The organism is Anaerococcus martiniensis (assembly GCF_043187485.1).
Taxonomy (GTDB): Bacteria; Bacillota; Clostridia; order Tissierellales; family Peptoniphilaceae; genus Anaerococcus; species Anaerococcus martiniensis.
The window spans coordinates 1,476,123-1,501,370 of record NZ_CP171106.1 but is presented as its reverse complement, the minus strand read 5'-3'; the positions used below and the strand labels follow the sequence as shown (position 1 = coordinate 1,501,370).

The 25,248-nt window shown below is 31.3% G+C and carries 31 protein-coding genes; 9 read left to right on the top strand and 22 right to left on the bottom strand.

Translation table 11 applies throughout. The annotated features are described in order from the left end of the window. Window positions 1–244 precede the first annotated feature (244 nt). Window positions 245–1,066: a pyruvate, water dikinase regulatory protein gene (locus ACF3NF_RS07355; RefSeq protein ID WP_394022962.1), complete on the top strand. Its 822-nt coding sequence runs from the start codon at window positions 245–247 to the stop codon at window positions 1,064–1,066. Further along, window positions 1,066–3,693: a pyruvate, phosphate dikinase gene (ppdK, locus tag ACF3NF_RS07350; protein ID WP_394022960.1), complete on the top strand. Its 2,628-nt coding sequence runs from the start codon at window positions 1,066–1,068 to the stop codon at window positions 3,691–3,693. Before ACF3NF_RS07355 ends, ppdK begins: the two co-directional genes overlap by 1 nt. Before the next feature lie 181 nt (window positions 3,694–3,874). Here ppdK and ACF3NF_RS07345 read toward each other — a convergent pair whose 3' ends face one another. Genes ACF3NF_RS07345 through ACF3NF_RS07335 form a run of 3 tightly spaced genes read right to left on the bottom strand, consistent with a single transcriptional unit; the run spans window position 3,875 to window position 5,985 of the window. After that, window positions 3,875–4,213 (bottom strand): hypothetical protein, encoded by a 339-nt coding sequence (locus ACF3NF_RS07345; protein ID WP_394022958.1) that lies wholly within the window; start codon window positions 4,211–4,213, stop codon window positions 3,875–3,877. Next, a complete protein-coding gene (locus ACF3NF_RS07340; RefSeq protein WP_394022956.1) occupies window positions 4,206–5,450 on the bottom strand; it encodes a DUF1576 domain-containing protein in 1,245 nt (414 codons plus the stop codon). The genes ACF3NF_RS07345 and ACF3NF_RS07340 overlap by 8 nt, the downstream gene beginning before the upstream one ends. A 4-nt stretch (window positions 5,451–5,454) precedes the next feature. Then, window positions 5,455–5,985, bottom strand: coding sequence for a pyridoxamine 5'-phosphate oxidase family protein (locus tag ACF3NF_RS07335; RefSeq protein ID WP_394022954.1), 531 nt, complete (start codon window positions 5,983–5,985; stop codon window positions 5,455–5,457). A gap of 120 nt (window positions 5,986–6,105) precedes the next feature. On the opposite strand from ACF3NF_RS07335, the gene ACF3NF_RS07330 reads away from it, so the two are divergent. After that, window positions 6,106–6,570: a hypothetical protein gene (locus ACF3NF_RS07330; protein ID WP_394022952.1), complete on the top strand. Its 465-nt coding sequence runs from the start codon at window positions 6,106–6,108 to the stop codon at window positions 6,568–6,570. Further along, window positions 6,557–7,414, top strand: coding sequence for a DUF6544 family protein (locus tag ACF3NF_RS07325; RefSeq protein WP_394022950.1), 858 nt, complete (start codon window positions 6,557–6,559; stop codon window positions 7,412–7,414). The genes ACF3NF_RS07330 and ACF3NF_RS07325 overlap by 14 nt, the downstream gene beginning before the upstream one ends. 21 nt (window positions 7,415–7,435) lie before the next feature. Here the strand turns inward: ACF3NF_RS07325 and ACF3NF_RS07320 are convergent, their stop codons facing one another. The 3 genes from ACF3NF_RS07320 to ACF3NF_RS07310 all read right to left on the bottom strand — a co-directional run bounded on the left by ACF3NF_RS07320 (window position 7,436) and on the right by ACF3NF_RS07310 (window position 9,278). Continuing rightward, window positions 7,436–8,335 (bottom strand): DegV family protein, encoded by a 900-nt coding sequence (locus ACF3NF_RS07320; protein WP_394022948.1) that lies wholly within the window; start codon window positions 8,333–8,335, stop codon window positions 7,436–7,438. An 84-nt stretch (window positions 8,336–8,419) separates the two neighbouring features. Continuing rightward, entirely contained in the window at window positions 8,420–8,887 is a 468-nt protein-coding gene (locus tag ACF3NF_RS07315; RefSeq protein ID WP_394022946.1) for an AI-2E family transporter, read from the bottom strand. 1 nt (window position 8,888) lies between these two features. Beyond that, window positions 8,889–9,278 (bottom strand): hypothetical protein, encoded by a 390-nt coding sequence (locus ACF3NF_RS07310; protein WP_394022944.1) that lies wholly within the window; start codon window positions 9,276–9,278, stop codon window positions 8,889–8,891. Window positions 9,279–9,394: 116 nt separating this feature from the next. On the opposite strand from ACF3NF_RS07310, the gene ACF3NF_RS07305 reads away from it, so the two are divergent. The 5 genes from ACF3NF_RS07305 to ACF3NF_RS07285 all read left to right on the top strand — a co-directional run bounded on the left by ACF3NF_RS07305 (window position 9,395) and on the right by ACF3NF_RS07285 (window position 14,506). Continuing rightward, on the top strand, window positions 9,395–10,483 hold the full coding sequence (locus tag ACF3NF_RS07305) for a phosphate/phosphite/phosphonate ABC transporter substrate-binding protein (RefSeq protein ID WP_394022942.1): 1,089 nt from the start codon (window positions 9,395–9,397) through the stop codon (window positions 10,481–10,483). A 75-nt stretch (window positions 10,484–10,558) separates the two neighbouring features. Then, a complete protein-coding gene (gene phnC, locus ACF3NF_RS07300) occupies window positions 10,559–11,317 on the top strand; it encodes a phosphonate ABC transporter ATP-binding protein (RefSeq protein ID WP_394022940.1) in 759 nt (252 codons plus the stop codon). A 3-nt stretch (window positions 11,318–11,320) separates the two neighbouring features. Further along, window positions 11,321–12,133, top strand: a complete 813-nt coding sequence (gene phnE, locus ACF3NF_RS07295) for a phosphonate ABC transporter, permease protein PhnE (RefSeq protein ID WP_262122585.1) — start codon at window positions 11,321–11,323, stop codon at window positions 12,131–12,133. A gap of 9 nt (window positions 12,134–12,142) precedes the next feature. Beyond that, window positions 12,143–12,955 carry a phosphonate ABC transporter, permease protein PhnE gene (gene phnE / locus ACF3NF_RS07290; RefSeq protein ID WP_394022938.1) on the top strand — a complete coding sequence of 271 codons (813 nt, stop codon included), beginning with the start codon at window positions 12,143–12,145 and terminating at the stop codon, window positions 12,953–12,955. A 9-nt stretch (window positions 12,956–12,964) separates the two neighbouring features. Beyond that, window positions 12,965–14,506 carry a bifunctional metallophosphatase/5'-nucleotidase gene (locus ACF3NF_RS07285; RefSeq protein ID WP_394022936.1) on the top strand — a complete coding sequence of 514 codons (1,542 nt, stop codon included), beginning with the start codon at window positions 12,965–12,967 and terminating at the stop codon, window positions 14,504–14,506. A 5-nt stretch (window positions 14,507–14,511) separates the two neighbouring features. On the opposite strand, the gene ACF3NF_RS07280 is transcribed toward ACF3NF_RS07285, so the two are convergent. The 16 genes from ACF3NF_RS07280 to ACF3NF_RS07205 form a co-directional block, all read right to left on the bottom strand. Beyond that, window positions 14,512–15,621 carry a DUF2871 family protein gene (locus ACF3NF_RS07280; RefSeq protein WP_394022934.1) on the bottom strand — a complete coding sequence of 370 codons (1,110 nt, stop codon included), beginning with the start codon at window positions 15,619–15,621 and terminating at the stop codon, window positions 14,512–14,514. Then, window positions 15,621–16,190 (bottom strand): TetR family transcriptional regulator, encoded by a 570-nt coding sequence (locus ACF3NF_RS07275; RefSeq protein WP_394022932.1) that lies wholly within the window; start codon window positions 16,188–16,190, stop codon window positions 15,621–15,623. The genes ACF3NF_RS07280 and ACF3NF_RS07275 overlap by 1 nt, the downstream gene beginning before the upstream one ends. A 75-nt stretch (window positions 16,191–16,265) precedes the next feature. Then, on the bottom strand, window positions 16,266–16,430 hold the full coding sequence (locus ACF3NF_RS07270; RefSeq protein ID WP_394022930.1) for a hypothetical protein: 165 nt from the start codon (window positions 16,428–16,430) through the stop codon (window positions 16,266–16,268). Window positions 16,431–16,445: 15 nt separating this feature from the next. After that, window positions 16,446–16,643 (bottom strand): hypothetical protein, encoded by a 198-nt coding sequence (locus ACF3NF_RS07265; RefSeq protein ID WP_394022928.1) that lies wholly within the window; start codon window positions 16,641–16,643, stop codon window positions 16,446–16,448. Next, the gene (locus ACF3NF_RS07260; protein ID WP_394022926.1) at window positions 16,644–17,387 is read right to left on the bottom strand and encodes a DNA alkylation repair protein; all 744 of its coding nucleotides are present in this window, start codon (window positions 17,385–17,387) and stop codon (window positions 16,644–16,646) included. Window positions 17,388–17,489: 102 nt separating this feature from the next. Then, entirely contained in the window at window positions 17,490–17,996 is a 507-nt protein-coding gene (locus tag ACF3NF_RS07255; RefSeq protein WP_394022924.1) for a YdeI/OmpD-associated family protein, read from the bottom strand. Window positions 17,997–18,038: 42 nt separating this feature from the next. Then, the gene (locus tag ACF3NF_RS07250; protein ID WP_394022922.1) at window positions 18,039–18,161 is read right to left on the bottom strand and encodes a hypothetical protein; all 123 of its coding nucleotides are present in this window, start codon (window positions 18,159–18,161) and stop codon (window positions 18,039–18,041) included. A gap of 46 nt (window positions 18,162–18,207) precedes the next feature. Further along, the gene (locus ACF3NF_RS07245; protein ID WP_394022920.1) at window positions 18,208–18,414 is read right to left on the bottom strand and encodes a DUF1801 domain-containing protein; all 207 of its coding nucleotides are present in this window, start codon (window positions 18,412–18,414) and stop codon (window positions 18,208–18,210) included. After that, window positions 18,392–18,574, bottom strand: a complete 183-nt coding sequence (locus tag ACF3NF_RS07240) for a hypothetical protein (protein WP_394022918.1) — start codon at window positions 18,572–18,574, stop codon at window positions 18,392–18,394. Before ACF3NF_RS07240 ends, ACF3NF_RS07245 begins: the two co-directional genes overlap by 23 nt. Window positions 18,575–18,624: 50 nt before the next feature. Continuing rightward, entirely contained in the window at window positions 18,625–19,788 is a 1,164-nt protein-coding gene (locus tag ACF3NF_RS07235; protein WP_394022916.1) for an NAD(P)/FAD-dependent oxidoreductase, read from the bottom strand. A 98-nt stretch (window positions 19,789–19,886) separates the two neighbouring features. Then, window positions 19,887–21,254 carry a pyridoxal phosphate-dependent decarboxylase family protein gene (locus ACF3NF_RS07230; protein ID WP_394022914.1) on the bottom strand — a complete coding sequence of 456 codons (1,368 nt, stop codon included), beginning with the start codon at window positions 21,252–21,254 and terminating at the stop codon, window positions 19,887–19,889. Between the two features lie 133 nt (window positions 21,255–21,387). Next, window positions 21,388–22,908: an ABC transporter permease/substrate-binding protein gene (locus tag ACF3NF_RS07225; protein ID WP_394022912.1), complete on the bottom strand. Its 1,521-nt coding sequence runs from the start codon at window positions 22,906–22,908 to the stop codon at window positions 21,388–21,390. After that, complete coding sequence (locus ACF3NF_RS07220) at window positions 22,901–23,641, bottom strand: ABC transporter ATP-binding protein (RefSeq protein WP_394022910.1); 741 nt, start codon at window positions 23,639–23,641, stop codon at window positions 22,901–22,903. Before ACF3NF_RS07220 ends, ACF3NF_RS07225 begins: the two co-directional genes overlap by 8 nt. A 202-nt stretch (window positions 23,642–23,843) precedes the next feature. After that, entirely contained in the window at window positions 23,844–23,990 is a 147-nt protein-coding gene (locus ACF3NF_RS07215; RefSeq protein ID WP_394022908.1) for a hypothetical protein, read from the bottom strand. Between the two features lie 183 nt (window positions 23,991–24,173). Next, the gene (locus ACF3NF_RS07210; protein ID WP_394022906.1) at window positions 24,174–24,434 is read right to left on the bottom strand and encodes a hypothetical protein; all 261 of its coding nucleotides are present in this window, start codon (window positions 24,432–24,434) and stop codon (window positions 24,174–24,176) included. 49 nt (window positions 24,435–24,483) lie between these two features. Then, complete coding sequence (locus ACF3NF_RS07205) at window positions 24,484–25,242, bottom strand: NERD domain-containing protein (RefSeq protein WP_394022904.1); 759 nt, start codon at window positions 25,240–25,242, stop codon at window positions 24,484–24,486. Between the last annotated feature and the right edge of the window lie 6 nt (window positions 25,243–25,248).

The window sequence follows — 25,248 nt, the reverse complement described above, 5'->3', positions numbered from 1 at the left end:
TTTACTCCTCTTTTACAATTTCATATTAATTTTCATTTATCATTATATTACCATAAACTATTTTGTCAAAAATCCTATTTGCATATGAAAACATTTTTACTTATTCTAATATAATATTTATTACAAAATAATCTTTAAATTTATTAATAGTTTTGAATGATTTTTGCCAACAAATTATTTATGAAAATATTTTCATATTCTAAAAATAATGTTATAATGTTGCTAGGGTTAGAGGAGGAAATTTATGGATTTATTTGTTTTTGTAATTTCAGATACGGATGGTGTCGGTATATCGAGGCTAGCGCATAATACTATGGAAAAATTTGAAATACAATACATCGAGAAAACCTTTGCTAATATTAAAGCATTAGAGAATTTATCAGATGTTTTAGATCAAATAGATAGCAATAACGGATATAAAATAATTTTCAACTCTCTAAATGACCCAGATCACAATAAGTTTCTTAAAAATTTTAGCAAAGATAAGGCTATACTTACCATTAATTATGCTAGCTATTCTCTAAATAAAATTTCTGAATTTTTGGGCATAGACCCTGTTGATGGTTTTTCTAATGATGATTTAGACATAGTCCACAATTACAAACGTTTAGATGCCTTAGAATTTGCTATAAAATATGATGATGGTAGGGATTTTAAGGGACTAAAATATTGTGATATTTGTATAATAGGAGTTTCAAGATCATCCAAGACTCCTCTTTCAGTATATCTAGCAAGTATTGGCTATAAAGTCATAAATGTTCCTATTTTGTTAGATGCAAAAGTTCCACGTGAACTTTTTGAAATTGATTCTAGGAAAATTTTTGGCTTGACCCTTGATGCACATAGGCTACAAAAAATCAGAGAAGAAAGACTAAAATCTATTAACCTTTCTTCAGATTCTCATTATTCAGATTTAAAGCGTATCGAAAATGAAATAACCTATGCAAAGGAGCTAATGGAGGATTTGGATTGTACTATAATAGATGTTACATACAAATCAATCGAAGAAACTTCAGAATACATAATCAGCAACATCGAAAATATAAATAGAGAAAGGGAAAAATAATGACCGAAAAATATGTTTATAATTTTAATGAGGGCAACAAAGAAATGAAGGCCCTTTTGGGTGGTAAAGGCGCAAATCTTGCCGAAATGACTACAATGGGTATTTGCGTACCTTATGGTTTTACCGTTACAACTGAAGCATGTACAAGGTTTTATAAGGAAGATCAAAAGTTATGGGATGACTTAAATAACGAAGTTTCAGAACATATCAAAGGCCTTGAAAAAGAAAACGGAAAAACATTTGGATCTACAGATGATCCACTTCTAGTCTCAGTAAGATCAGGAGCGCCTATTTCTATGCCAGGTATGATGGATACCATCTTAAACCTAGGCTTAAATGATGATGCTGTTTTGGGTTTGGCTAAAAAAACTGAAAACGAAAGATTTGCTTATGATTCTTACAGAAGATTTATCCAAATGTTTGCAGATGTTGCAATGGAACTAGATAAAAACAATTTTGAAAAACTATTATCTGCTAAGAAAAAGGATAGGAATGTAGAAAACGATACCGACTTAAATGCAGATGACCTTAAAGAATTGGTAGAAGAATATAAGGCAAAATATAAAGAACTTAAAGGAGAAGATTTCCCACAAGATCCACGTGAGCAATTGGATTTAGCTATATCTGCTGTATTTAAATCATGGGGCAATGACCGTGCCATTCTTTATAGAAAATTAAATGATATTGATGATGCAATGGGTACAGCTGTAAATGTTCAAACCATGGTTTTTGGGAATATGGGAGATACTTCTGGAACTGGTGTAGCATTTTCAAGAAACCCAGCGACTGGAGAAAACAAATTATTTGGTGAATATTTGATAAATGCTCAAGGTGAAGATGTTGTAGCTGGTGTCAGAACTCCACAAGAAATCTCAACACTTAAGGATGCTATGCCAGAAGTTTACCAAGAGTTTTCTTATACTGCAAAAAAACTTGAAGAACACTACAAAGATATGCAGGATATGGAATTTACTATCCAAGAAGGAAAATTATTCTTACTTCAAACAAGAAATGGTAAAAGAACAGCTCATGCTGCAGTAAAAGCTGCCGTAGATATGGTAGATGAAGGATTAATTGATAAAAAAGAAGCTGTTTTAAGAGTAAATCCAAAAGATTTAGATGGTCTACTCCACCCTACTTTTACAGATGAAGCTAAAAAATCAAATGAAGCTGTAGCAAAAGGTCTTGCAGCATCTCCAGGTGCTGCAGTTGGTAAAATTGCCTTTACAGCAAAAGATGCCGCTAATAGAGCAACAGATGGAGAGCAAGTAATACTAGTTCGTGAAGAGACATCTCCAGAAGATCTTGAAGGAATGGTAAAAGCAAACGGTATATTAACAGCTCGTGGAGGTATGACAAGCCATGCAGCAGTAGTAGCTCGTGGTATGGGTAAATGCTGTGTATCAGGTGCAAGTGATATTCATATTGATGAAGATGAAGGCACAATGAGAATTGGCGATAAAGTATATACAAAAGATGATACTATTTCTCTAAATGGTTCTACAGGTGAAGTTTATATCGGAAGTCTAGAGACTCAATCTCCTCAATTAGAAGGAAACTTCGGCAAATTTATGGAATGGGTTGATGAATTTAGAGATATGAAAATCAGAACAAATGCAGATACTCCAAGAGATGTTGAACAAGCCCTAGAATTTGGTGCTGAAGGAATAGGTCTTTGCCGTACAGAACACATGTTCTTTAAAGAAGATAGAATTTTCCAAGTTCGTAAGATGATTTTAGCAAATGATTTAGAAACAAGAAAATCTGCCCTAGAAAAAATCCTACCAATGCAAGAAGATGACTTTTACCAAATCTACACACTTATGGATGATAAACCAGTTACAGTAAGACTTCTAGATCCACCACTTCATGAATTCTTACCAAGAGGTGAAGCTGAAATTAAAGACTTGGCATTAGATCTTAATATAAAACCAGCAAGAGTTAGAGAAAGAATTGCAGAACTGGAAGAAGTAAACCCTATGCTAGGCTTTAGAGGATTAAGACTTGGCGTAAGATATCCAGAAATTTCTAGAATGCAAGCAAGAGCAATCATGCAAGCCGCTATCCATTGCCATGAAGATGGTATAGAAGTTGTACCAGAAATCATGATTCCTTTATCAAGTGATGTAAAAGAATTAAAATATGTAATTGATGAAGTAAATGATGAAATCCAAAAAGTATTCGAAGAAAAAGGAAAAGAAATCAAATACCTTGTAGGTACAATGATAGAAATCCCTAGAGCAGCTATAACAGCTGACGAAATAGCAGAAATCACAGATTTCTTTAGCTTTGGTACAAATGACCTTACACAAATGACATTTGGTCTATCAAGAGATGATGCTGGCAAATTCTTACCTTTATACCTAGAAAAAGATTTATTTGCAAAAGATCCATTCCAAGTATTAGATCAGAAAGGTGTAGGTTTCTTAGTTGAAACAGCTGTAGAAAAAGGTAGATCAGCAAATAAAGATCTACACTTAGGAATTTGTGGAGAACACGGCGGTGAACCAACAACTGTAAAATATTTATATAATGTTGGTTTAGATTATGCATCTTGTTCACCATTTAGAGTACCAATAGCAAAACTAGCTGCTGCTCAAGCTGCTATTGAAAAAAACGATAAGTAAAAAACAAAAATAAAAGGCCTGAATAATATCCAGGTCCTTTTAATTTTTACTTCACTAAATTAAATTATTTTCTTCTAACCACAATTCTATATCAGTTATTATTTTATTCTTTAGTAGTAATTTTCTTTATATAATTTTGAAACTAAAAACCATTACTTAAGCTGATAGCTTTCTTATATTCTTAGATATGATTTCTTATTAGTTTTACAGTTAAAACATTTCCATCAAGTTTTATATCTGAATCATCAACCAAATATCCTATAACTTTTAATTCCTCTTCACTATCAGAGTCCATCAGTACATCGTAATAATCATCGTAGGCTAAAACTCTTGGTATTTTTAATTCGTTTCTTAGCTCTTCTAACTTTAAATGATTAGGGTTTATGATTCCCTCTATAAAAACTTTTGTTGATTTTTTATCTATATCTATGCTAGCATTTATACTTTGAAAATTATTTAGTACAAAGTATTCAACCATTACATTTAAAATTTTTCTAGCTTTATCTCTTTCCTTAATCACGTTCACGCCTTTCTTTTAAATCTCTAAATATCGGCAACAAGACAGCTGCAACAAAAGCTCCTGCTAGGCCATTATTATATAAATTTAGACCACCATGTATCAAACCTGTATTGGTTGCTACAGCTTTATGCAAAAATCCTGCAATAATCCCTGATAAAAATCCAAATTCTCCAGCTAGGGGTGCTATAGTTGTTGAAAATAATCCTGTCAAAACTGCAGTTGTGCTTGATGGTTCATATTTATTTAAATTGCTAGCTAAAAATACCCCCATCATGATTGGCAAAACATTACGTGGATGTTTACCAAATGCAGCAAATCCAATTATAGTAAAAATTCCACCTATTATAGGACCATTGAAAATACCATTACTTAATTTTACAAAAATAATAGCAATAAGACCAGTCAGACCCATATTAATCATCACAAGATTTCTATTTGATTCAATAGTGTAGTCGGTAATTAGCCTACCACTATGGTTTAAAATATCTTTGTATCCACTAAATCCTTTATTTTTAATAAGTCCAATAATTACAAGTCCCAAGCAAAATACAAGTATAAAGGCAAAGGCATATGCATCATTTCCTTCATAAATTACGGATATGCTTGGTATTTCTTTATTAAACATTCTTAATAAACCAGCAAAGACTATTCCTATTACACCTATTGTAAAACCAATATTATAAAGTGAATAACCATCATGAAACTTTACAAAATTTGATGATATTGGAACAATAATTATCCCTATTATTATACCTAATAAAAACCCTAAAATAATTCCTTGAACTAATGTAAAATCCAAACCAAAAATAAATAAGCTTACCAAAGGGCTTATGCCAGTTACAAAACATAAAACATGTATATAATTTGCAATACTTAATTTCTTTATTTTTGCATAAATATAAACGCCAATCATAAGTGGTATAGAGTTTAAGATATTTTTTCCAAAGAAACTAAAACCTGTTAGGGTAAATAAACCTGCTATCAAGGCACCAGTAATGGCTGCTCCACTTTTTTCTGCAATTATAAGAGAAATCAAAAGCATAAAACCAGCGTTCATAAAACTGGCACCTACTCCTCCAATTTGCATATAGTCTGATACTAAGATACTAGGAGAGGTAAGAATTTTCACAAGTCCCTGATAAATTTCAATTGGAGAATCCAAAAATAAGGCAAAAACCATCAATAAAATGCTGAAGATATAAAATTCTAAATACTTAATTTTGCTTAATTTTTTCATATTTCTAAATCTTAACTTGTTTTTTTCTTAATCTTAAATCTTTAATTTCAATTTTGAAAACTTTTGTTATTCCCAAACTTCTTTTAATAGGAATATCAAAATAATCCATCATCTTAGGAGTATATTTTTGACAAATAGCACGCATAGCTTCTATTTTTTGATTATCATCGATTATTTCTTTAGACTCACCTTTAACAATAACAGATTCAAAATTAGTAGTAAAAACAGTATTTACAAACTTACCATGCTTGGAAGGATCTGCTACCATCTGACTGACTTCTTTATTATCATATAGATTAGTAGGGACCTTAACTTCTCCTACAAATGTTAGGTTAACTTTTGAATTTGTATTTAAAAAATCAATTTTTTGACCCTGTTGACCTGTATGAAAATATAAACTATCACCAATCCTTACAACAGAAATTGGTATACCATAAGGTTCATTATCTTTTGCTAAGGAAATAACGGCATATTGGGCATTATCAATTAGCTTATAGGCTTGCTCAATTTTTTCTTTATCGATAAAATCAGTCATAATATCTCCTTTATTTATTACTTATATTTTATCTAATTATAAACGATAAATAAAATATTGACAATGAAAACGTATTAGATTATTATAGTAGTAACTAGTTACTACAAAGGAGAGGTTAATTTGGAAGATTATTTAATAGAAGCAAAACAAATGATTTTTGCAAATATTTTTATATTATCAAATAGGCTTCAAACAGCTTGTGAAAAAATCCAAACAGACATCACAATCAAGCAATGGCTGATGCTAGCTATTGTTTCAGATACGAATAGAAATAGAAATCTAAGCCAGATTGGTAATATGATGGGTTGTTCTAGGCAAAATATTAAGAAATTGGCAAAGCCTTTAGAAGAAAAGGGATATATAAAATTTATAAAAGGATCTAAGAATTCAATAAATATTGATGTTACTGATAATTTTTTTAAATACTCTAATCAAATGACAGCCAAGCATTTAGAAACTTTGACTTTATTATTCAAAGATTTTACTGATGAAGAAATTACTCAATTATTCAATTTGTATATTAAATTGGAAAGTGGGTTAACAAGGGTTGAAGAATACGGAGAAAAATTATATGAAGGGAATTAAAAAAAATATTATGCTTTTTATTGGTATTTTGCTAGTAGTAATTGGGGCTATATTAATTTACTTTAACATTTCCTACTCCCCATTAAAAAATGAATTTAATGACGATTTAGAAAAAATAATGCAAGAGTCAAATATTGATAATAATGTTTTTACTAAAGAAGATTTTGAAAAATATCCTACCGCCATTCAAAAATATATGGAAAAGAATGGATATATAGGTAGTAAAAAAATGAATTATATTAATATTTTCTTCGCAGAGACAGACTTTATTCAAGACCCTGAAAAACCAAAATTAAAAATGGATTATAATCAGTATAATTTTGCTAAAAATCCAGTACGTCTTGCTTACATAAAAAGTTCACTTTTTGGTATACCTTTTGAAGGTTACGATTATATTTATGATGGAAAGGGCGGAATGAAGGGTGTCATTGGTAAAAATATTACTCTTTTTGACCAAAAAGGACCTGTTATGGATGCTGGGGCCTTGTGTACATATCTTGGTGAATCCTTATTTGTTCCTTCAGCTCTGCTTGAAAATGATATTTATTTTGAAGAAATCGACCCCTATAATATAAAGGCAAGTATAAAAAATAATGGCATTACCGTGTCAGGAATATTTACTTTTAATGAAAATTACGAAATGATAAAATTTTATACCGAAGACCGAGCAGCAGTAAAGGATGATGGATCTGTCGATTATATTCCATGGACTGCAAAATGTAGTGATTATGAAAAAAATCAAGATGGAATTAATTTTCCTAAAAAATTGCAAGCTATATGGAATTATCCTGAGGGTGATTTAGTCTACTTTGATGGCAATGTAAAATATTTTGAATACAAATAAAAAAATAAGTCTAAGTTAGACTTATTTTTTATATCCAAGCATTCTCACCTCGCCCCAATAAAAAAGTCCAATTCCACCAGGTCCTATGTGGCTACCGATAGTTGGTCCAATATTTGAAATTCTTATTTTATCATTTAAGTTTGGAAATCTCTGTTCTATTAAATCTTTTAACTGATTGGCTAACTCTACATTGTCTGCTTGAGCAATATAGACGTCATCGTCATAATCTAATCCATTTATAGCATTATTTTCCATTTTGTCTACCAAGGCATTTAATAATTTTTTTCTTGTTCTAATTTTACCAGTAACAATCATCTTGCCTTCATCATCTACTTCGATAATAGGAGAAATATGTAGCATACCTCCAATATTAGCAGCTGTTTTTGAAATTCTTCCTCCTCTAGCAACATATTCTAAATTTTCATTGCTACAATAGCAAATAACGTGGCGTTTATTATCAATAGCCCATTGATATAAACTATCTATATTCATTCCCTCTTTTTTAAGTTCTGAAAGTTTTATTACTAGCATTCCAAAACCAGCTGAAGCCATTATAGCGTCAACTGCATACATTTTTCTATCTGGAAATTCTTCTCTAAGACTATCAAAAGCTGCATTTAAACTGCTAATTTGGCTAGATAATCCAGACGATAGGCAAATATGAATTATATCATTGCCCTCAGCAAGTAAGGGTCTAAAATATTCAATATACGCATTCATGTTAATCATTGATGTTGATGGAGTTGCTCCATTCCTCATATTTTCATAAAATTCTTTCATATCTAAACTTTGGCCAAAGTCATCTAAGTAGGCTGTATCGTTTAACTGATAATTGGATTTTATTATGCTAACATCAAGTTCATTTACAAAATCAACATCTAGGTCAATAGTTGATTCTGCGCTTAAAATATAATCTGTCATGAAATCCTCCTTCAGTTTAGTCGAATAATTAATATTTTATCATATCTAATATTTAAGTCTATAAGACTTATTAAAACTCTAAAATCATAACTTTCTAGATTTGTTCATATCAATTATAACCGCAATTATAATTGACATTACTGAACCAACAATGGCTCCTATAGCCGGTGTCATTACAATCATACAAATTAATGTTATTATTATCGTATACAAGGGTTTTAATCCAATGCTTTTTCCTAAAAGTAAGGGCAGCAATAATTGTTTTATTAAAAAAGTTATTACAAAGACTATTATCAAGATTAAAGCCAAGTGAGGATTCCCCATAAAATATGTAATAATTGACCAAGGAATTAAAATAATACCACTTCCTAAAACTGGTAGTAGATCAACTATTGCAATAAATATTGCCACCAATCCATAATAAGGCACATCTCCAATCTTTAAACCAATTAGCAATACAATAAAGCTTATGGCTGCAGAAATTATTGATGCCTTCAAAAATTCCTTAAGGCCTATGCCTGTTTTTCTTAAAAATTCTTTAAGCATATCCATACTATTCTCCGAGTTCTAACAATAAATCTTTTCTAGCTAGATTTTTATTAAATAAAATTGGCCCAATCTCTATTATAAAATAGTCCTCGTCTATTTTTGGATCTGGATAATTCCTAGCTAAAGTTATTTTTTCATTTAAAATATTTTCTATTATGTCCTTACTATACTTACCCATTACAATGTATTGAGCAAAAGGAAATATTATATTATCTTTCTCCAAGTATGGAATAGGTGCTTCAAAGGGTTTTTTAATGTCTATCCCCCATTTATTTAAAATATGTGACAAATCATGGTATTGATTTTCAATATTTTCTATATAAAAACAACAAAATGCACAATCACATAATTCATTATAGTTTTCATAAAATAATTTATTTTTACTCACATTCATATACTTATCATACTAATAAATTTAATTAAAAATGTAAATTTTATTTTACATACAAATGTCTCACAAGTCATGAAAATATTGTATAATATACTTGGATTTAATTTTTAGGAGGAATTATGAAATTAAATAAAATTTTCTCATTAGGTATGACACTAATGACAGCCCTTGCTTTTACAGCTTGTGGAAATAATGCTGATAATCAACCAGCACAAACAGATGAAGCAAACACAAGTGAAACTGCAAGCACAGAAACAACAGAAGAAAATAAAGCTATCGATAAATTAACAGTACAATTTGTACCATCTCGTGAACCAGAGGAAATTATCACAGCTACTGAACCACTAAAAGATATGCTAAAAGAGGAATTATCAAAAGAAGGTTACGAAGTAGAAGATGTAGATATTTCTGTTGGTACATCATACGAAGCGACTGGTGAAGCAATGAGTGCTGGAACAGTTGATGTTGGATTTATCCCAGGTGGAACATATGTAACATATGATGATGGTGTTGAAGCAATTCTTACAGCAACACGTAACGGGCTATCAATCGAATCTGATGATGCAAAAGAATGGAATGATAAAGCGCCAACAGAAAAAGTGGATGATCAAGTAACATTTTACAGGGGTCTAGTATTAGCTGGTCCTTCTGAAAAAGGACAAGAACTTGCTGCAAAAATAAATAATGGTGAAAAATTATCTTGGGAAGACCTTGACTCTGCAAACTGGGCAGTAATGGGACCTACTTCTCCAGCTGGATACCTATATCCATCACTTTGGTTAAAAAATAATTATGAACACACAATCTCTGAACTATCAAATGCAGTTCAAGCAGACTCTTACCCATCTTCATTTGCAAGACTTGCTACAGGTCAAATCGATGTTCTTGTAACATATGGTGATGCAAGAATGGACTTTGTTGATCAATGGCAAAGCGAATTTGGTGGCAAAAATGATATTTTCACAGATGTTCAAGTAATTGGTGTAACAGATAAAATGATGAATGATACAATCTCAGTATCAGAATCAAGCGAAAAAATGACACCAGAGCTTATTGAAGCCTTACAAAATGCATTTATCAACATTGGTAACACAGATGAAGGTAAAGAAGTAATTGCTATTTATACTCACAATGGATATGAAAAAGCAAATCCGGCTGACTATGATTCAGAACGTGAAGTACAAAAAATGGCAAGAGATGCTAACTAAGAACATATAAAATAAAAACTAAAAAGGCCTATGCCCTAAGGGGTTTTAGGTCTTATTTTTAATGAAGGAATTATAATGATAGAATTTAAAAATGTATCAAAAACTTATGACGGTGGATTTTTAGCACTTAAAGACATAGATCTAACAATTCCTGATGGAGAGTTTGTATCTATAATTGGATCATCAGGGGCTGGTAAATCTACTCTTATACGTACAATTAATAAAATGCACGAGATTTCTAGCGGACAATTAGTTGTAGATGGAAAAGATGTATCGAAGTTAAATGGCCAGGCACTAAGGGATTACAGACGAACAATAGGTATGGTTTTTCAAGGTTTTAACCTAGTTGAAAGAACTACTGCCCAAAAAAACGTACTAAATACTTTTGTACCAGACCTAAATTTTTTTCAAAAGTTATTTGGAATTTATAGCAAGGATATGAAAAGAAAAGCTCTAGAAGCCTTGGATAGCGTAGATATTTTGGATAAAGCCTACTCACGTACAGATGCACTTTCTGGTGGACAAAAGCAAAGAGTTGCCCTTGCAAGAACCATTGTTCAAAATCCAAAAATAATCTTGGCAGATGAGCCAATTGCAAGTCTTGACCCAGTATCTAGCCGCCAAGTTATGAACTATTTTAAAAAGCTAAATCGTGAAAATGGTATTACTGTAATTGTAAATATCCATGATGTTGAGACAGCTTTAGAATATTCAGATAGGATTCTAGGAATCAAAAAAGGCCAGCTAGCTTTTGATGGTAAGCCATCTGAAGTAAATGTAGATGTAATTAGAAATATCTATGGCCAAGACCCTAAAAATATTGTTGTGGAGTAAATTATGGATAATATTTTTAAAGCAAAAACAATTACTCTTTCAAATGGAAAAGTAGTTACAGAAAAAAAATCCAATTCTTTGCTTATATCACTTATTCTTTTAGTATTTTTAATCATTGCCCTCAAAGTGACAGGTTTTAATAGCAAAATACTAGCTCGAAATGGTCATAATTTATTAGTTATTTTAAAAGACTTATTTAATCCAGATTGGGATTATTTGCCTAAAGTAATTGGTCCAACTTTTGATACTATAAAAATGTCACTCTTCGGTTCATTTTTAGGAGCATTCTTAGCCTTACCAGTAGCTTTTTTATCAGCTTCAAATATGGTAAATAATAAATTTATAAACTGGCTTTTTAAATTAATATTTACTATTTTAAGGACCCTACCAACCCTTGTTATCGCCCTAATTGCAACATATGTTTTTGGACTAGGAACCCTAGCTGGAACCTTTGCGATTTTTGTATTTTCCTTCGCCTATGTTGGAAAAATAATGTATGAAGAGATAGAAACTCAAGACCTTGGTGCTTATGAAGCAATGATTTCTATGGGCTACACTAGAGCAATGGCTTTTTTTAAGGGAGTAATCCCGTCAATTATGGCAACATACATTTCTACTTCCCTATTTAACTTTGAAGGAAATGTCCGCTACGCTTCAATTTTAGGTTATGTAGGTGCTGGAGGTCTTGGATTGTTGATTAATGAAAATATTGGATGGCGTGATTATAACAGAGTCGGCACAATTTTGTTTGCCCTTGTAATAACTGTCTTTGTGATAGAATTAATTTCTAGAACAATTAGAAAAAGGTTAGCTTAGGAGGATTAAATGGATCAAAAAATTGAAAAAGTTTTAAAGGCTGAGCCAAACTATAGGCTCATACGTACGCTACTAACTATCATTACAATTGCCCTCCTAATTTGGTCATCAGGTGTTATGGATTTTTCAAAAACAAGTTCAAAGGGTGTCGGAATTATAAAATCAATCTTGGGTGGAATTATCCATCCAGATATGAGTCTTCTTACAGATTTTTCTGGAGGTGGACTTTGGTATTTGATTTTTGAGACTGTTTGTATAGCCTTTGTTGGGACATTAATAGGAGCTTTAATATCACTACCCCTGGCATTTTTATCATCTGCAAATATTGTTCCCAGAGTGATTGCTGAAATTTTTAAAATACTTATCTTGTTAATTAGAACAATACCAGCAATTGTCTATGGGCTTATGTTTATTAGAGTTACAGGACCAGGTCCTTTTGCAGGGGTTATGACTATGACTTTTACATCTATTGGTATGCTTACAAAATTATTTCAAGAAACAATTGCAAATATTGATACAGATATACTAGAAGCATTTGAGTCACTTGGAATTAATACTTGGGGCAAAATAAGATTTGGGATTTTGCCACAACTTTTTGCAAGCTTTCTATCTACAATAATTTATAGATTTGATATGAATATCCGTGATGCAACAACACTTGGTTTGGTAGGAGCTGGTGGTATCGGTGCTCCGCTAATATTTGCAATTAATGCCTATAGGTGGAATGAAGTTGGAGTTATATTACTTGCTTTAATGATATTGGTTTTAGTAGTTGAGCTACTTTCTACCAGATTTCGCAAAAAACTTGCTTATGGTATATAGGAGGATTTTATGAAAATAACAATACTTGAAACTAGCGATATCCATGCTTATATTTCAAATAAATCTTTTACCGATGCCAATAAAAGTGAGCTTTTCTCAATGTCAAAGATAAAAACATACATTGACCAAGTGAGAAATGAAAATGAATTTGTGGTCTATATTGACAACGGAGACAATATTCAAGGATCTCCTCTAGGAACTTTTTACCATAACAACAATGATTTAAAAAATCTTGCAAGTGCTTATAATTTACTAAATGCTGATGCAATTGTTCTGGGAAACCATGATTTTAATTATGGAAAGGAATATTTAAAATCTTATATAGATTATTTGGATGCCCCTGTCTTATCAGCAAATACCATACAAAATGATAGTTATCTTGATATTAAACCTTATACAACAAAAACTATCGGAAATCTAAAAATAGGAATTTTGGGTATTACGACCCAGTACATCCCAAATTGGGAAAATCCCAAAAATATACAAGGTTTATCATTTAAATCCGCTATGGAAACTGCTGAGCAATATCTACCAATACTCAGGGATAAAGAAAAATGTGATATTGTAATTGTTTCTTACCATGGTGGTTTTGCAAGAGACTTAGAAACAGGACGTGAATTAACTCCGCAAACAGGAGAAAATGAAGGCTATGATTTGCTTTTCTCAGATTTAAATTTTGATGTATTTTTAACTGGCCATACCCATAAAGAAATATCTGGCATCTATAATGATATTGTAGTTAGCCAACCTGGCTTTGCTGGCGGGAAGATTTCTGAAATTACTCTATATATAGATGAGGGCAAAAACATAATAGATAGAGATGTGAAGTTAGTGGATATGGGAGAAATAATTCCCAATGAAGAATTAGAAAAATTAGTAGAAAATGATCTAGTGGGTGTAAATAAGTACTTAGATCAAAAATGCGGGCAAATATTTCCATCTGCTCTAATAGAGTCTGTACGAGAAGCACAAATTGAGGGCCATCCATATATAAATTTGATAAATCAAATTCAAATGGACTATGCGGATTGTGACATTGCTGCAGTTGCAATATATTCCTCAGAGGCTAAAGGCATCCCAAATGAAGTTACTATGAGAGATATTTTTTTAAATTATAGATTTAACAACACTTTGATGAAAATTGAAGTCAGCGGTAAAGAGTTTAAGGAAATACTAGAATATAATTCTAATTATTTTATGATTGATGATGAAGGCAATCTAGTACAAAATCCCGAATATTTTATTTTTAATTACGACATATATTCTGGCGTGGACTATACTTTTGATTATACAAAAGAAAAAGGCAAACGACTTACTAGTGCTATTTATAGGGGCCATGAAATTACTGATGATGAAACAATAATTTTTGCTACAAATAATTACAGAGCAATTGGAGGAGGAGATTTCCCAGTACTTGATGGGACACAAATAATCTGGGAGTCTACCTTAGAAATGCCTCAATTAATTTTTGATTATATTGCAAAGAAGAAAATAGTAAATATAAAAGATCTGCCTTCTGTAAAAATAATAGGATTTAAAGATATAAAGTAAAAGGACTAGCTAGTTTTAGCTAATCCTTTTTTATTTATAGATTTTTTTATAATGTTATTTTCAGTTTCAAATTTATAAATTTTTACCATCAAACTAATAATACCAATTGTTAATACTATATGACCGATACCAGAAATTCCAGCAATGGCCGCTTGGTTTATAGTTTGTCTGCCTTGGGATACTACTGTAAATATTCCTTTAACAATCATAGCAACAACAGTAATTGTAAGACCAGTCATATAGGTATGGTAAGCTTTTTTTATTGCAAGGATTTTTCTATCATCGTTATTTCTAACTAGCAAGTAGATTCCCATTAAGGCCAAGAATCCAAGAGCCAAGCTATGGGTATGGATAAGGTTTAAATAGTTATATTCATTAAAACTATAAAATTTTGTAAATTCTCTAGAAAATGCTCCAGCTAATAGACCCATAACTAGCATTGTAATGGAACTAGCAAGTATAGATTTTGCTTTAAATTCTCCTATAAAGTATTTAAATCCATACACTACTATAAATAGATACGCCACCGTTTTTGGCATCATCATTGATCCAACTGCAGGGTACTTGTCTGCAAATAGCACTACCGGGATGTAGAATGCAAAACTTAGTAAAATCAACCACCACATATTTTTAAGACCTGGTTTTTCTTTTTGCTTATAAGACCAGATAATTAGTAAAATACCCATTATCAAGAAAGGAATGTTTCTATAAATCCCCCATTGGTATGATTCATTTGATCCTCCCCAATTATTTTGTGGCATTGCTACAAGTATTATTCTTATAATAGCAAGTGCGTAAATTAAAATTTTCTTTTTATAGTCATAGTCTCCACTTTGTTTTCTATAAAAATAATAATATAAAACATAAAAAATTGTCATAGTTATACTTGTAACAAATTTACCCCAAGAAAGGGCTGATGTATGTGCTGCAAGACCTCCGGGACTTAGGTGTGAAACCACTCTTGGTAATAGGTGAAAGCTATCACCAATTCCCAGAACTATGGCCATAATACCAAATAATTTTGCTTCTTTACTATTTTCTAAAAGTAACCTTACTCCCAAGGCTACAACCAAGGCCAAATAGCCTATATCAAATAAACTTTCTCCTAATTGCATTAAAAAATTCCTTCCTTTATCCACCCTATATGGATCTTATACTTTTCTATAAATGTTGGTTTATCCCATTTTTCTCTAAAATTTCGCTCGATGAGGCTATGTACAACCGCCCTAAAAAAATAAATTTTTTCTATATCTATGCCCATAGAATCCGCCCTACTAAAAGCTTTCTTAAAATCCCCATGTGAGCATTCCCAACTTTTATTAAGATTTTCATCCCAATATAAAAACCTATTTTTGTATAAATTATAAACATCTTTGTCAAAAATTATTTCAGCAATATCTTCACCAAATTCATTCAAAGATTTGTAAATATCACCATTATTATTTTTCAAAGTTGCCATAAAAAGCAAATGTATATCACGAGTATTTTTATCAAGTATATAAAAATAACTATCCTCAAGATCTTCAAAATATTGGTAAAAACTACCACGAGCTATGCCAATTTTCTCAACTATTGATTTTACATTTACTTCAGCAAATGGTTTATGAGAAAACTCCTCAAGTAATACTTTAGTAACTTTTTGCTTTTTTTCCTGGTCTAGATTATAAAAAGTATCTTTAGGCAAATTATCCTCCTCTTATGACACCGTGTCACTTTTTATTATAGATGACACAGTGTCATTTGTCAATTAAAAAAAGGCCTATGCCTTTTTATTTTTATCTTCTTGTTTAGAAGTCAATAAACCTCCAACCACTCCCAAGATAATTCCTATTCCAATACCTAGTGGAATATTTCCTCGAGCCGAACCAACTCCTGCCCCAAGTGCTATCCCTACAGCTACCCAAGTTGCCATTTTGCTATTCATAAGATCCTCCTAAATTTATATATCTTTTTTAAAACAAATTATTCTATTGGCCTCACTAAAGCCAACAGCCAAATGTGGCATATCTTTCGAATCTCTGATATAGGATTCTGTAGATTCAGGCATCCCAAACCACTCAGGTAAATCGTAAAGTACTTCTCTTGCAATACTTTCTTTTTCTTTTACATCATCAATCATTCTAATTTCTACGTTCATTTAATTATCCTTATTTTTCGTCCTTGATCCATGTTTAATAATCCACTCGGTCTCTTTAGTCATATCTGGACTCTCCCATTTGTCTACTATATAGACAAACTTTTCTGGATCTTCCTTGTACAAATCGTTTAGGTTATTAGCTACAGATTTTTGAATATATTTATCGGGATCATTTTTAAGATTGTCAAGAACTTCTACAAAGTCATCGAAATACTGAAGTGCTATGTCCGTTTTCCTTGCCCATGGTAGCCTTATTCTCATACATTCACTTGAAAGTCTTCTCACACGTTCATTTTCATCTGTGGACCATATCTTTAGAAGTTCGAAAGTTTTTTGCGGATAATTTTGTAATATTGGACGCATACAATATTCACCGGTAAATCTTTTGGTTAATTCTTTAGAAAAATCTGTGGATTGGATAAAATACTCTGCTCCATAATTTTCTACGTATTTGCCAATCGGCCACAGCCACCAGCCCTCTGAAAAGGCCCCATAATTTCCATTAAGTTCTGGTCCGAGGATTTTGGAAAAAACATTTAATGTACCAACATAATCTATATCTATATATTCATGTAGGGCACGGGCTACAAGCTCTTGTCTTGGAGTAAATTCCAATTTATCAATTCTAGGTATAGTTAGTTCTAAAAACTTAAATTTATCAAACTTATCCGTAACCTTTGAGATTTTGTCTGCTAAATTCACCAAATATTCTTGATCATAGTATTCTTTCAATTTTTTTGCCATATTCTCACCCCATGCCCATAATAAACTTTTCTTACAGAGTCATTTTTCCAGATTTTCTTGCCCTTTGGTAAAAATCTTGAGTAATTAATTATTTTTTTCCAATCATTTATTTTTCTGCCTATAAAGTTCTTTTGATTTGTAACCCTGTCCTAGTATATCTACCATTTCATCTAATCGTTTATCTATAGTTTTTTGAGTTTTTGCATAATATACATATCGTGCCCAAGCTTTTCTATAGCCTGGTGTTAGACTTTGGTAAAAATCATATTGCTTTGGATAGTCCTTTAAAAAATCTTCTATATCTATTATCTTGTAAATATAGTCATCTACCCTGGCAGAAGGTTTTTGAGATTTTTTTAAATCTTTTTTGGGTAAATTTTTTAAACCTATTAAGGTGTAATTTTCATCCAAGGCTATCATTTTATTAAACTTGAACTGAGTACCATTTACATACCCGTCATCTTCATTTACATCTAAAAAGGGAAAAATTTCATCGCGATGAATTGGAGAATGCCCCAGCTTATTTTTATTTTTTGGATAGGCTAGGTAAATCAAACCATTTTTTTCTACATTTTTATTTTTCCATAAAGTTTCCAAAATTTCTTTCATTTCTTCTAATGAATAAACATAGGCTATAGCCAAATCCAATAGTCAGTCATTTTTGTTTTTAAATTCCAATCCTTCAAAAACTGTATTATTTTCTTTTGCATCTTTTACTAAATCTATGTCTTCAAATTTATCAAATTTTAATTTCTTTTTTAAAGACTCATTCATTATTCTTTCTATTTTCAATAACTCTTATTGATTTTGTTAAAATTTCTTACAAAACTTCTAAATCTATATCATCAAGTTTATTCACATAAACGCAGCTTGCACCCTGTGTATGTTTACCTAATTTTATAAGCAAGTTCTCCCTATCCGGTAAGTTTTTAGCAATGTATAAAGAAATTTTATTTTTTCTAGGTGCAAAAGCAATAATTGGGGACTGTCCCTTTATTCCCGATTCAGTTATATAGGGTATATTCACCAAATCCAACAATACCTGGATACCATACAAGAGGCTCAAATCCACTAATACTTAGGTATAAATCAACTAGTGTATTAGTATCTTCAATCTTACGATTTGAAGGTAATTTATTTATTATATCATCAACTTTCTGACCTGTTGGTTCGAATTTTCCCATCATTACCTTGCCAATCTATAAGTCTCATAATCTTTGAGACCTTCATTATTTATCTATTTTGCAATCATAGTCGCAGCAATTTTAGAATAAACTGTGCCATTGCCACCTACACCACAAACTACAAATATGTCTGGATTTTCTGGATCTATACCCATATATGGAAGATTATCTTTACTCATCCCAAATAGGGCAGCATAATTGTATTCTGATTTTAAACCCTTTTTTTCTACAAACATATTATTTGCAGCTTTCAGCAAATCATTTTTATGTTTTTTTGCATCTTTTTCTTTTAATTTATAGCCTTTTTCATCAAACCCACCTACCATTAGCCTACTGGCAAAAGTTTTTTTAAAGTAAGTATAGGCATCCTTAACTTCCCAAGTCAAAAAGTCTTCTCGATCAGATATATCAATAACTTGACTTACAGCAACATAGGTCCTATAAATCTCTACATTTTTTAAGTGTTTTTCAAATTGAGCTGGTGGATTATATCCTGTTGTAATTACTATTTTTTTATAGATTTTTATTATTTTTTTTCCAGCAATTTCCAAAGTCACTATATTGTCTGCATTTTCTTTTCTTGCTTCAATAAATTTTACGCCCTCTACAATATGAAGATTATATTTCTCAGATGCAGTTTTGAGTAGTCTAAGAACAAAGGCATAGGGATTTAAATTTATATCTGGTCCTGCTAGTAATCCCCCATAGGCATTGATATTATGTTCTTTTAAATCATCTTTATTCAAAAAAGAAACTTCATATCCAATTTCTTTTTGCATTTTAGTTTCATTTTTGACATCTTGGATTTTATTTTTTGCACTTGCCAGTATTAGGCTTTCACTTGTTTTAAAATTTGCTTGACTTATATTTATTAATTCTTGATCTATTTTTATTAGATCATCTATAGCTTGCTTGGATTGGTTATAAAATTTTACCGCATTTTCTAAGCCTATTTGCTCGGAAAAAGTTTTGACACCCTCATCTGACATATATTGGATAAGTCCGGTATTTGCAGATGTAGATCCTGAAGCAATTTTATTTTGTTCAATTAAAGTTACCCTATATCCCATTTTTGAAAGTTCATAGGCTGCCAAGGCTCCTGACATACCAGATCCCACCACTAAGACATCTGAATTATCGTCTACATTATAATTAATATTTAAAGAAATTGGCTCAGTATTTACTGGCCAGTATAAGTTGCCCGTATGTAATTTCATATTTCCTCTTTTTTCATTCTAGTATTTACTTCTTTATACCCATCCCACTTAATTATGCTTAAAAAACTCCACTTATTAAAGTGAAGTTTTTTGCTTATTTATTTTGTTGTTTCTATTATCATGTCTATAGCTTTATCTATATCCGTATTTGGATTTAAAAATGCAAGTCTTAGGATAGTTTCTCCATCTATACTTGATGGTAGACAAAGTAATTTGCCATTTAAAGCTAAATTTTTTGACCAGGCATCATAGTCTTCTTTCTCCCAAGCTTTTCTTTTAAATACAACTATTGATAGGCTTGGCTCCATTACTAATTCTAAATGGTCAGTATTTTTAATTGCTTCGGCACATTTTTTTGCATTTGCTATACAAAGTTCAATGGCTTCTGTATATTTTTTTCTACCATATGTTACTAATGAATACCATAATGGCAATCCCCTGGTCCTTCTTGAAAGGTGGATGGCCATATCTGATGGATTTGATTGACTATGATCTACTCCGTCCAAATATTCTGCATGTTGGGAGAAGGTTTGGTATACATTTTTTGGGCTCTTATATACCAAACAACAGCAATCATATGGGGCAAAAAGCCATTTGTGAGGATCTACTATAAAGGAATCAGCATCTTCAATCCCCTTATACAAGTCTCTTACGCTTGGAGCAAGTATTCCAGCCCCACCATAGGCACCATCAATGTGTAACCAGATATTATATTTTTTGCAAACTTTAGAAATAGATTCAATATGGTCGATAGATCCAGTATTGGTAGTTCCTGTAGTTGCAACTACAGCAAATATTCCTTCATTTTCTTTTATGAGCTTTTCAACTGCATGTCCGGTCATTCTACCATTTTCATCAGTTTCAGCTGTCAATACATCAACATCCAAAACTTTTGCAATAGTTTTTACTGATGAATGAGTATCTTTAGAAATTATTAATTTATAACCATCACTTGGCCTGCCATTTGGATATTTTCCTTCATTTTTCCAAACATTTTTAGCATGGTCTCTGGCGCAGGCTAAAGCAGAAAGATTGCCATGTGTACCTCCTGAAACAAAAGTTCCAACAGCTTCATCTGGCCAAGATAAATATTCTTTTATCCAATCTATCACTTGGTTTTCAGCAAAAATTGCTCCTGCACCACATTCCCAAATTCCACCAAAAACATTGGCTGCCGATACTACTTCATCAAAGGCAACTGCTGCCTTGGTTGGAGCAGATGGAATATATGCAAAATTCATTGGGTCATCTGCAGAACGAGTTGCCCTATTAAGTGTTTCAAAAATTTCTAGGGCTTTTTTTGGCCCAAGTCCATCATCAGTTATAGTTTGACCAACTTTTTCTCTTAATTCTTTTGCGGAAAGGGCAGTTGTCTTTGGGTCAGATCCAGAAACGGTTCTTTCTTTGGCCCATTCTAGTGTAAGTTCAACTGCCTGATCTTCATATGTCCAAAACTTATTATCCATAATTCACCTCAAAAATTTAAATTTTCAAAATAACTTTTATTTTTACTATCTTCAATAAAAGGATAACTGAAATTTATAAAGCTAGCAAGCACACGCCCTGCAACGTTAAAGCAATTATGGTTTTTGTCAATATTTACTTATCCTCAATTAGCTTTTCTTTAATAAGAAATTCTCTAGCAACTTCATTTGCTGATTTTCCTTCTACATCTACCATATAATTCATTTTAGTCATTTCATCAGAATTTATTTTTCCTGCAAGTTTTCCTAATATTTCTTCTAATTCAGGATACTCTTCTAAAGTTTCACTTCTTAAAAGAGGTGCAGCTTGGTAAGGAGGGAATAATTTTTTATCATCTTCTAAGACTTTCAATTTATTAGTAATTATTTGACTATCAGTGGAATAAACATCGGTTATATCAATCGAGCCGTTCGCAATTGCAGTATATCTTAAGGCAGGCTCCATGGTTTTTACATCCAAATCTAAATTATATAAGGATTTTAGACCACGGTTTCCATCTTCCCTGTCATTAAATTCTAAGGTAAATCCTGCTACAGCACTATCTTCCACATTTTTAAGGTCAGATACTTTTTCCAAATTGTTTTCATTTGCAAAATCTTCTCTAACTGCTATAGCGTAGGTGTTTTGAAATTCGCTAGGTTTTAGTAATGATAACTTATCCTGCTCATAAATTTTATCCCTTGCAAGTTCATAGACTTCTGTTGGATCATTTGATATTTCTCCAATATCATCATTTAAAAGTGAACTAGTAATAGTACCAGTGAATTCAGGATAAATATCAACACTACCTGATTTTAACGCCTCATAAAGAAAACTTGTTTTTCCAAAATTTGGTTTTAGCTCTACTTCAATATCAGTATTTTCCTCTATTAATTCCTTATACATGTTTATTAAAATTTCAGGCTCAGCTCCAAGTTTTCCTGCAGCAACTAATTTTTTTGGACTTTTTGCCCCAAATGGAGTTAGACTTAAAAGTGTAAGAAGTGTTGCAAGTATTAGTGATATTAAAATAGTTTTTGGTTTTTTATTTTGTAATAATTTAATTAATGCTCCAAAGAGTATAGCTAAAAGTGCTGAAGAAATAGCACCGATTAAAATTAATGAAGAATTATTTCTATCAATTCCTAGCAAAATAAAGCTACCAAGTCCCCCAGCTCCAACTAAGGCTGCCAATGTTGCAGTTCCTATTATCATAATCGCAGAAGTTCTGACACCAGACATTATAATTGGCATAGCCAAACTTAATTTATACTTTTTTAGCTTTTCCCACTTAGTCATACCAAAGGCAGTGGCTGCTTCTTCCAAAGAAGGGTCTATTTCTGACAAACCTGTTATAGTTGCTTGATAAATTGGGAAAATTGCGTAAATTACTAGGGCTGTTATGGCTGGAGTTTTACCAATGCCCATGATTGGAATAAATAAACCTAATAAGGCCAATGATGGTATTGTTTGAAAAATACCCGTTAATTGCAAAATAGCTTCGTTTGCTTTTTTCTTATTTGATAAAAATATTGCAAGGGGAATAGCTATAAAAATAGCAATTAATAATGAAATCAAAGATATTTCTAAATGCTCGTATAAGGCTACTAACCAATCAGCTTCTCTCTCATTAAATGTAGTTACTAAATTATTCATTTATATACTCACTCTCATTTTCGAAAAACTGACTAACAAATTTATTGGCAGGATTTTCAATAATTTCTTTTCCCTTACCAATTTGGACAATCTTTCCATCTTGCATGATACAAATCCTATCTGCAACCCTTAGTGCCTCGGACATATCATGGGTTACAAAAACCGTTGTGATTTTATAGGATTTCTGCAAATCAATTATCAAATCTTGCAGATCTCTACGACTAATAGGGTCAAGAGCAGAAAAAGGTTCATCCATTAACAAAACCTTTGGGTTTGCAATAATTGCACGCAAAATGCCAATTCTTTGTTTTTCTCCTCCAGATAAATCACTAGGTAGCCTATCTCTGTAAATATCAGGATCCAGTCCAACCTCATTTAAAAGCTCATCAGTTCTTTTTATAATATCAGCTTTATTCATATTCTTCATCTCTGGAATTATAGCTATATTCTCGGCTACCGTCATGTTTGGGAAAAGGGCAATACCTTGGAGAACATATCCAATATTAAGTCTTAACTCTCTTAAATCAAAGCTATTTATATCGGATCCATCAAAGAAAATTTGTCCCTCAGTTTCTCTTAAAAGTCTATTAATAAGCTTAAGGGTAGTAGTTTTTCCACTTCCACTGGGACCAACTATCACAAAAAGCTCACCATCCTCTATTTCAAAATTTATATTATCAATGGCCTTTCCAGATCCAGGATAGGTCAGTGATACATTTTCATATTTAATCAATAATATCTCCTAACTTTTCGTTAAAAAAACCTTTAAGACTTTTTCAAATCTTAAAGGTATATGATAACATTCAAATTTAAAAAACCTATATATAGTAACTTACCCAAAATCCTATAATTAAATAATCTCCTACTCAATAGTTACACTATTATCAAGGTAAATATCATATGCTGGAGCCATCATGGCGTTAACTTCTAAATTATTAGATATTTTTATCTTTGTAACCCCCAATGGCTGCACCTAATCCAATTCCTATTAATAATCCCAAGGCTATATTTTCCAGTAGCATACCAAAAATTAATCCCAATAACATACCAGCACCCATGTATGCGCTTGTATTCTTGTTCATAAAAGCCTCCTTTTGAAAATCTAAACTAGTATTTTCTATATAATGATTTTTACCCTTTAATTAATAAAAATACTTATGAGTAGATAAAGAATAATCCTCGGTTAAGTATTTTCCGAGGATTTTGTGCTTTAGCTAATAGTTTTATTATCTATATTTATCACATTCTTATTAACCACTAAAATTTTAAAGAAAATTAAAAACAATTACCATTCCTATTAAAAATGCAATTATCGTAGCGACTAAGGCTACAAATAAAAATATAGGCATAGAAAAATTATATTTTCTATTTAATCCATATAAAATCAAGGCTCCAATCGGAGCATATATTATTCCAAAAGCAGCATACACCATAATTAATTCATCATTTTTAATTTTAGATGTAATATATAATAATATTAAGGATATTAAATATATTACAAAGGTATATTTTAAAAATTTTATCATTTTGTCCCTTTCTCAATAATTCTCATCTATAAATTAAACGTATGTATGTCTATTTGGTATTTATTGTAAACCTACACTTAGGAAAATTTGAACAACCAGTAAATTTTCCATATTTACCTTGCCTTTCAACTAGTTCTGATCCACATTTAGGACAAATATTTTGTCTTATTTTTTCTTGGTTTTCTTTTTTTACTTTATTTATTTCTCTACTATGCAATATGTCCATTTGATAAGATTTATTTTCTTCAATTAATTTTACAAGTTTTATAAGCTCTTCTTCTGATATTATTTCATTTGTAGATAGGGATTTAATCACATCACTTAATTGTGAAATCTTACAGACTTTAGCTTTTTTTACATCTATTGAGCTTAGATTTGCCTCTGCAGAAAAAGCTATTATAGAAAAGTAAGGCAAATTTGGATAATCATTTTTTATGATAGATTCAACGGTCTTTATATGCCCGTAGTTTTGAAAAAGAGGATTCATAAACTTATGCTGGCTATTAGAAAGATATTGAGTCCACTCTTTTGAAAATTCACCTCCATATATTTTCCCCTTATAGGCTTTTGTTTCTATGCAAAAGATACCATAGGTTGATACTACCAAATGGTCTATCTGGGTAGTTTTAGTTTTTTGGCTAGGATTAATTAACTTAATATCATGAAGCTTTATATATTTTTTCTTATCTAATTCTTTTAACATTGAAGCTACGGCAATCTCTCCAATATCTCCCTTAAACTGGGATTTAAATACAGTTATCATCAAAATACAAGCAATAAAGAATCCTATAGAAATTTTTAATTGCATAAGATC

Coding starts and splice junctions, on each gene's coding strand:
- ACF3NF_RS07255 (WP_394022924.1), bottom strand. CDS start 17,996: ATGAAAGAAATTTTGGAAACTTTATGGAAAAATAAAAATGTAGAAAAA.
- ACF3NF_RS07325 (WP_394022950.1), top strand. CDS start 6,557: ATGAAGGGAATTAAAAAAAATATTATGCTTTTTATTGGTATTTTGCTA.
- ACF3NF_RS07225 (WP_394022912.1), bottom strand. CDS start 22,908: ATGAATAATTTAGTAACTACATTTAATGAGAGAGAAGCTGATTGGTTA.
- ACF3NF_RS07280 (WP_394022934.1), bottom strand. CDS start 15,621: ATGCAATTAGGAGAAAGTTTATTTGATATAGGCTATTTGGCCTTGGTT.
- ACF3NF_RS07205 (WP_394022904.1), bottom strand. CDS start 25,242: ATGCAATTAAAAATTTCTATAGGATTCTTTATTGCTTGTATTTTGATG.
- ACF3NF_RS07310 (WP_394022944.1), bottom strand. CDS start 9,278: ATGAATGTGAGTAAAAATAAATTATTTTATGAAAACTATAATGAATTA.
- ACF3NF_RS07335 (WP_394022954.1), bottom strand. CDS start 5,985: ATGACTGATTTTATCGATAAAGAAAAAATTGAGCAAGCCTATAAGCTA.
- ACF3NF_RS07265 (WP_394022928.1), bottom strand. CDS start 16,643: ATGAACGTAGAAATTAGAATGATTGATGATGTAAAAGAAAAAGAAAGT.
- ACF3NF_RS07260 (WP_394022926.1), bottom strand. CDS start 17,387: ATGGCAAAAAAATTGAAAGAATACTATGATCAAGAATATTTGGTGAAT.
- ACF3NF_RS07230 (WP_394022914.1), bottom strand. CDS start 21,254: ATGGATAATAAGTTTTGGACATATGAAGATCAGGCAGTTGAACTTACA.
- ACF3NF_RS07320 (WP_394022948.1), bottom strand. CDS start 8,335: ATGACAGATTATATTTTAAGCGCAGAATCAACTATTGACCTAGATGTT.
- ACF3NF_RS07250 (WP_394022922.1), bottom strand. CDS start 18,161: ATGAATGAGTCTTTAAAAAAGAAATTAAAATTTGATAAATTTGAAGAC.
- ACF3NF_RS07270 (WP_394022930.1), bottom strand. CDS start 16,430: ATGAATAGCAAAATGGCAACTTGGGTAGCTGTAGGGATAGCACTTGGG.
- ACF3NF_RS07240 (WP_394022918.1), bottom strand. CDS start 18,574: ATGATGGGAAAATTCGAACCAACAGGTCAGAAAGTTGATGATATAATA.
- phnE (WP_262122585.1), top strand. CDS start 11,321: ATGGATAATATTTTTAAAGCAAAAACAATTACTCTTTCAAATGGAAAA.
- ACF3NF_RS07305 (WP_394022942.1), top strand. CDS start 9,395: ATGAAATTAAATAAAATTTTCTCATTAGGTATGACACTAATGACAGCC.
- ACF3NF_RS07235 (WP_394022916.1), bottom strand. CDS start 19,788: ATGAAATTACATACGGGCAACTTATACTGGCCAGTAAATACTGAGCCA.
- ACF3NF_RS07315 (WP_394022946.1), bottom strand. CDS start 8,887: ATGGATATGCTTAAAGAATTTTTAAGAAAAACAGGCATAGGCCTTAAG.
- ACF3NF_RS07355 (WP_394022962.1), top strand. CDS start 245: ATGGATTTATTTGTTTTTGTAATTTCAGATACGGATGGTGTCGGTATA.
- phnC (WP_394022940.1), top strand. CDS start 10,559: ATGATAGAATTTAAAAATGTATCAAAAACTTATGACGGTGGATTTTTA.
- phnE (WP_394022938.1), top strand. CDS start 12,143: ATGGATCAAAAAATTGAAAAAGTTTTAAAGGCTGAGCCAAACTATAGG.
- ACF3NF_RS07340 (WP_394022956.1), bottom strand. CDS start 5,450: ATGAAAAAATTAAGCAAAATTAAGTATTTAGAATTTTATATCTTCAGC.
- ACF3NF_RS07215 (WP_394022908.1), bottom strand. CDS start 23,990: ATGAACAAGAATACAAGCGCATACATGGGTGCTGGTATGTTATTGGGA.
- ACF3NF_RS07210 (WP_394022906.1), bottom strand. CDS start 24,434: ATGATAAAATTTTTAAAATATACCTTTGTAATATATTTAATATCCTTA.
- ppdK (WP_394022960.1), top strand. CDS start 1,066: ATGACCGAAAAATATGTTTATAATTTTAATGAGGGCAACAAAGAAATG.
- ACF3NF_RS07285 (WP_394022936.1), top strand. CDS start 12,965: ATGAAAATAACAATACTTGAAACTAGCGATATCCATGCTTATATTTCA.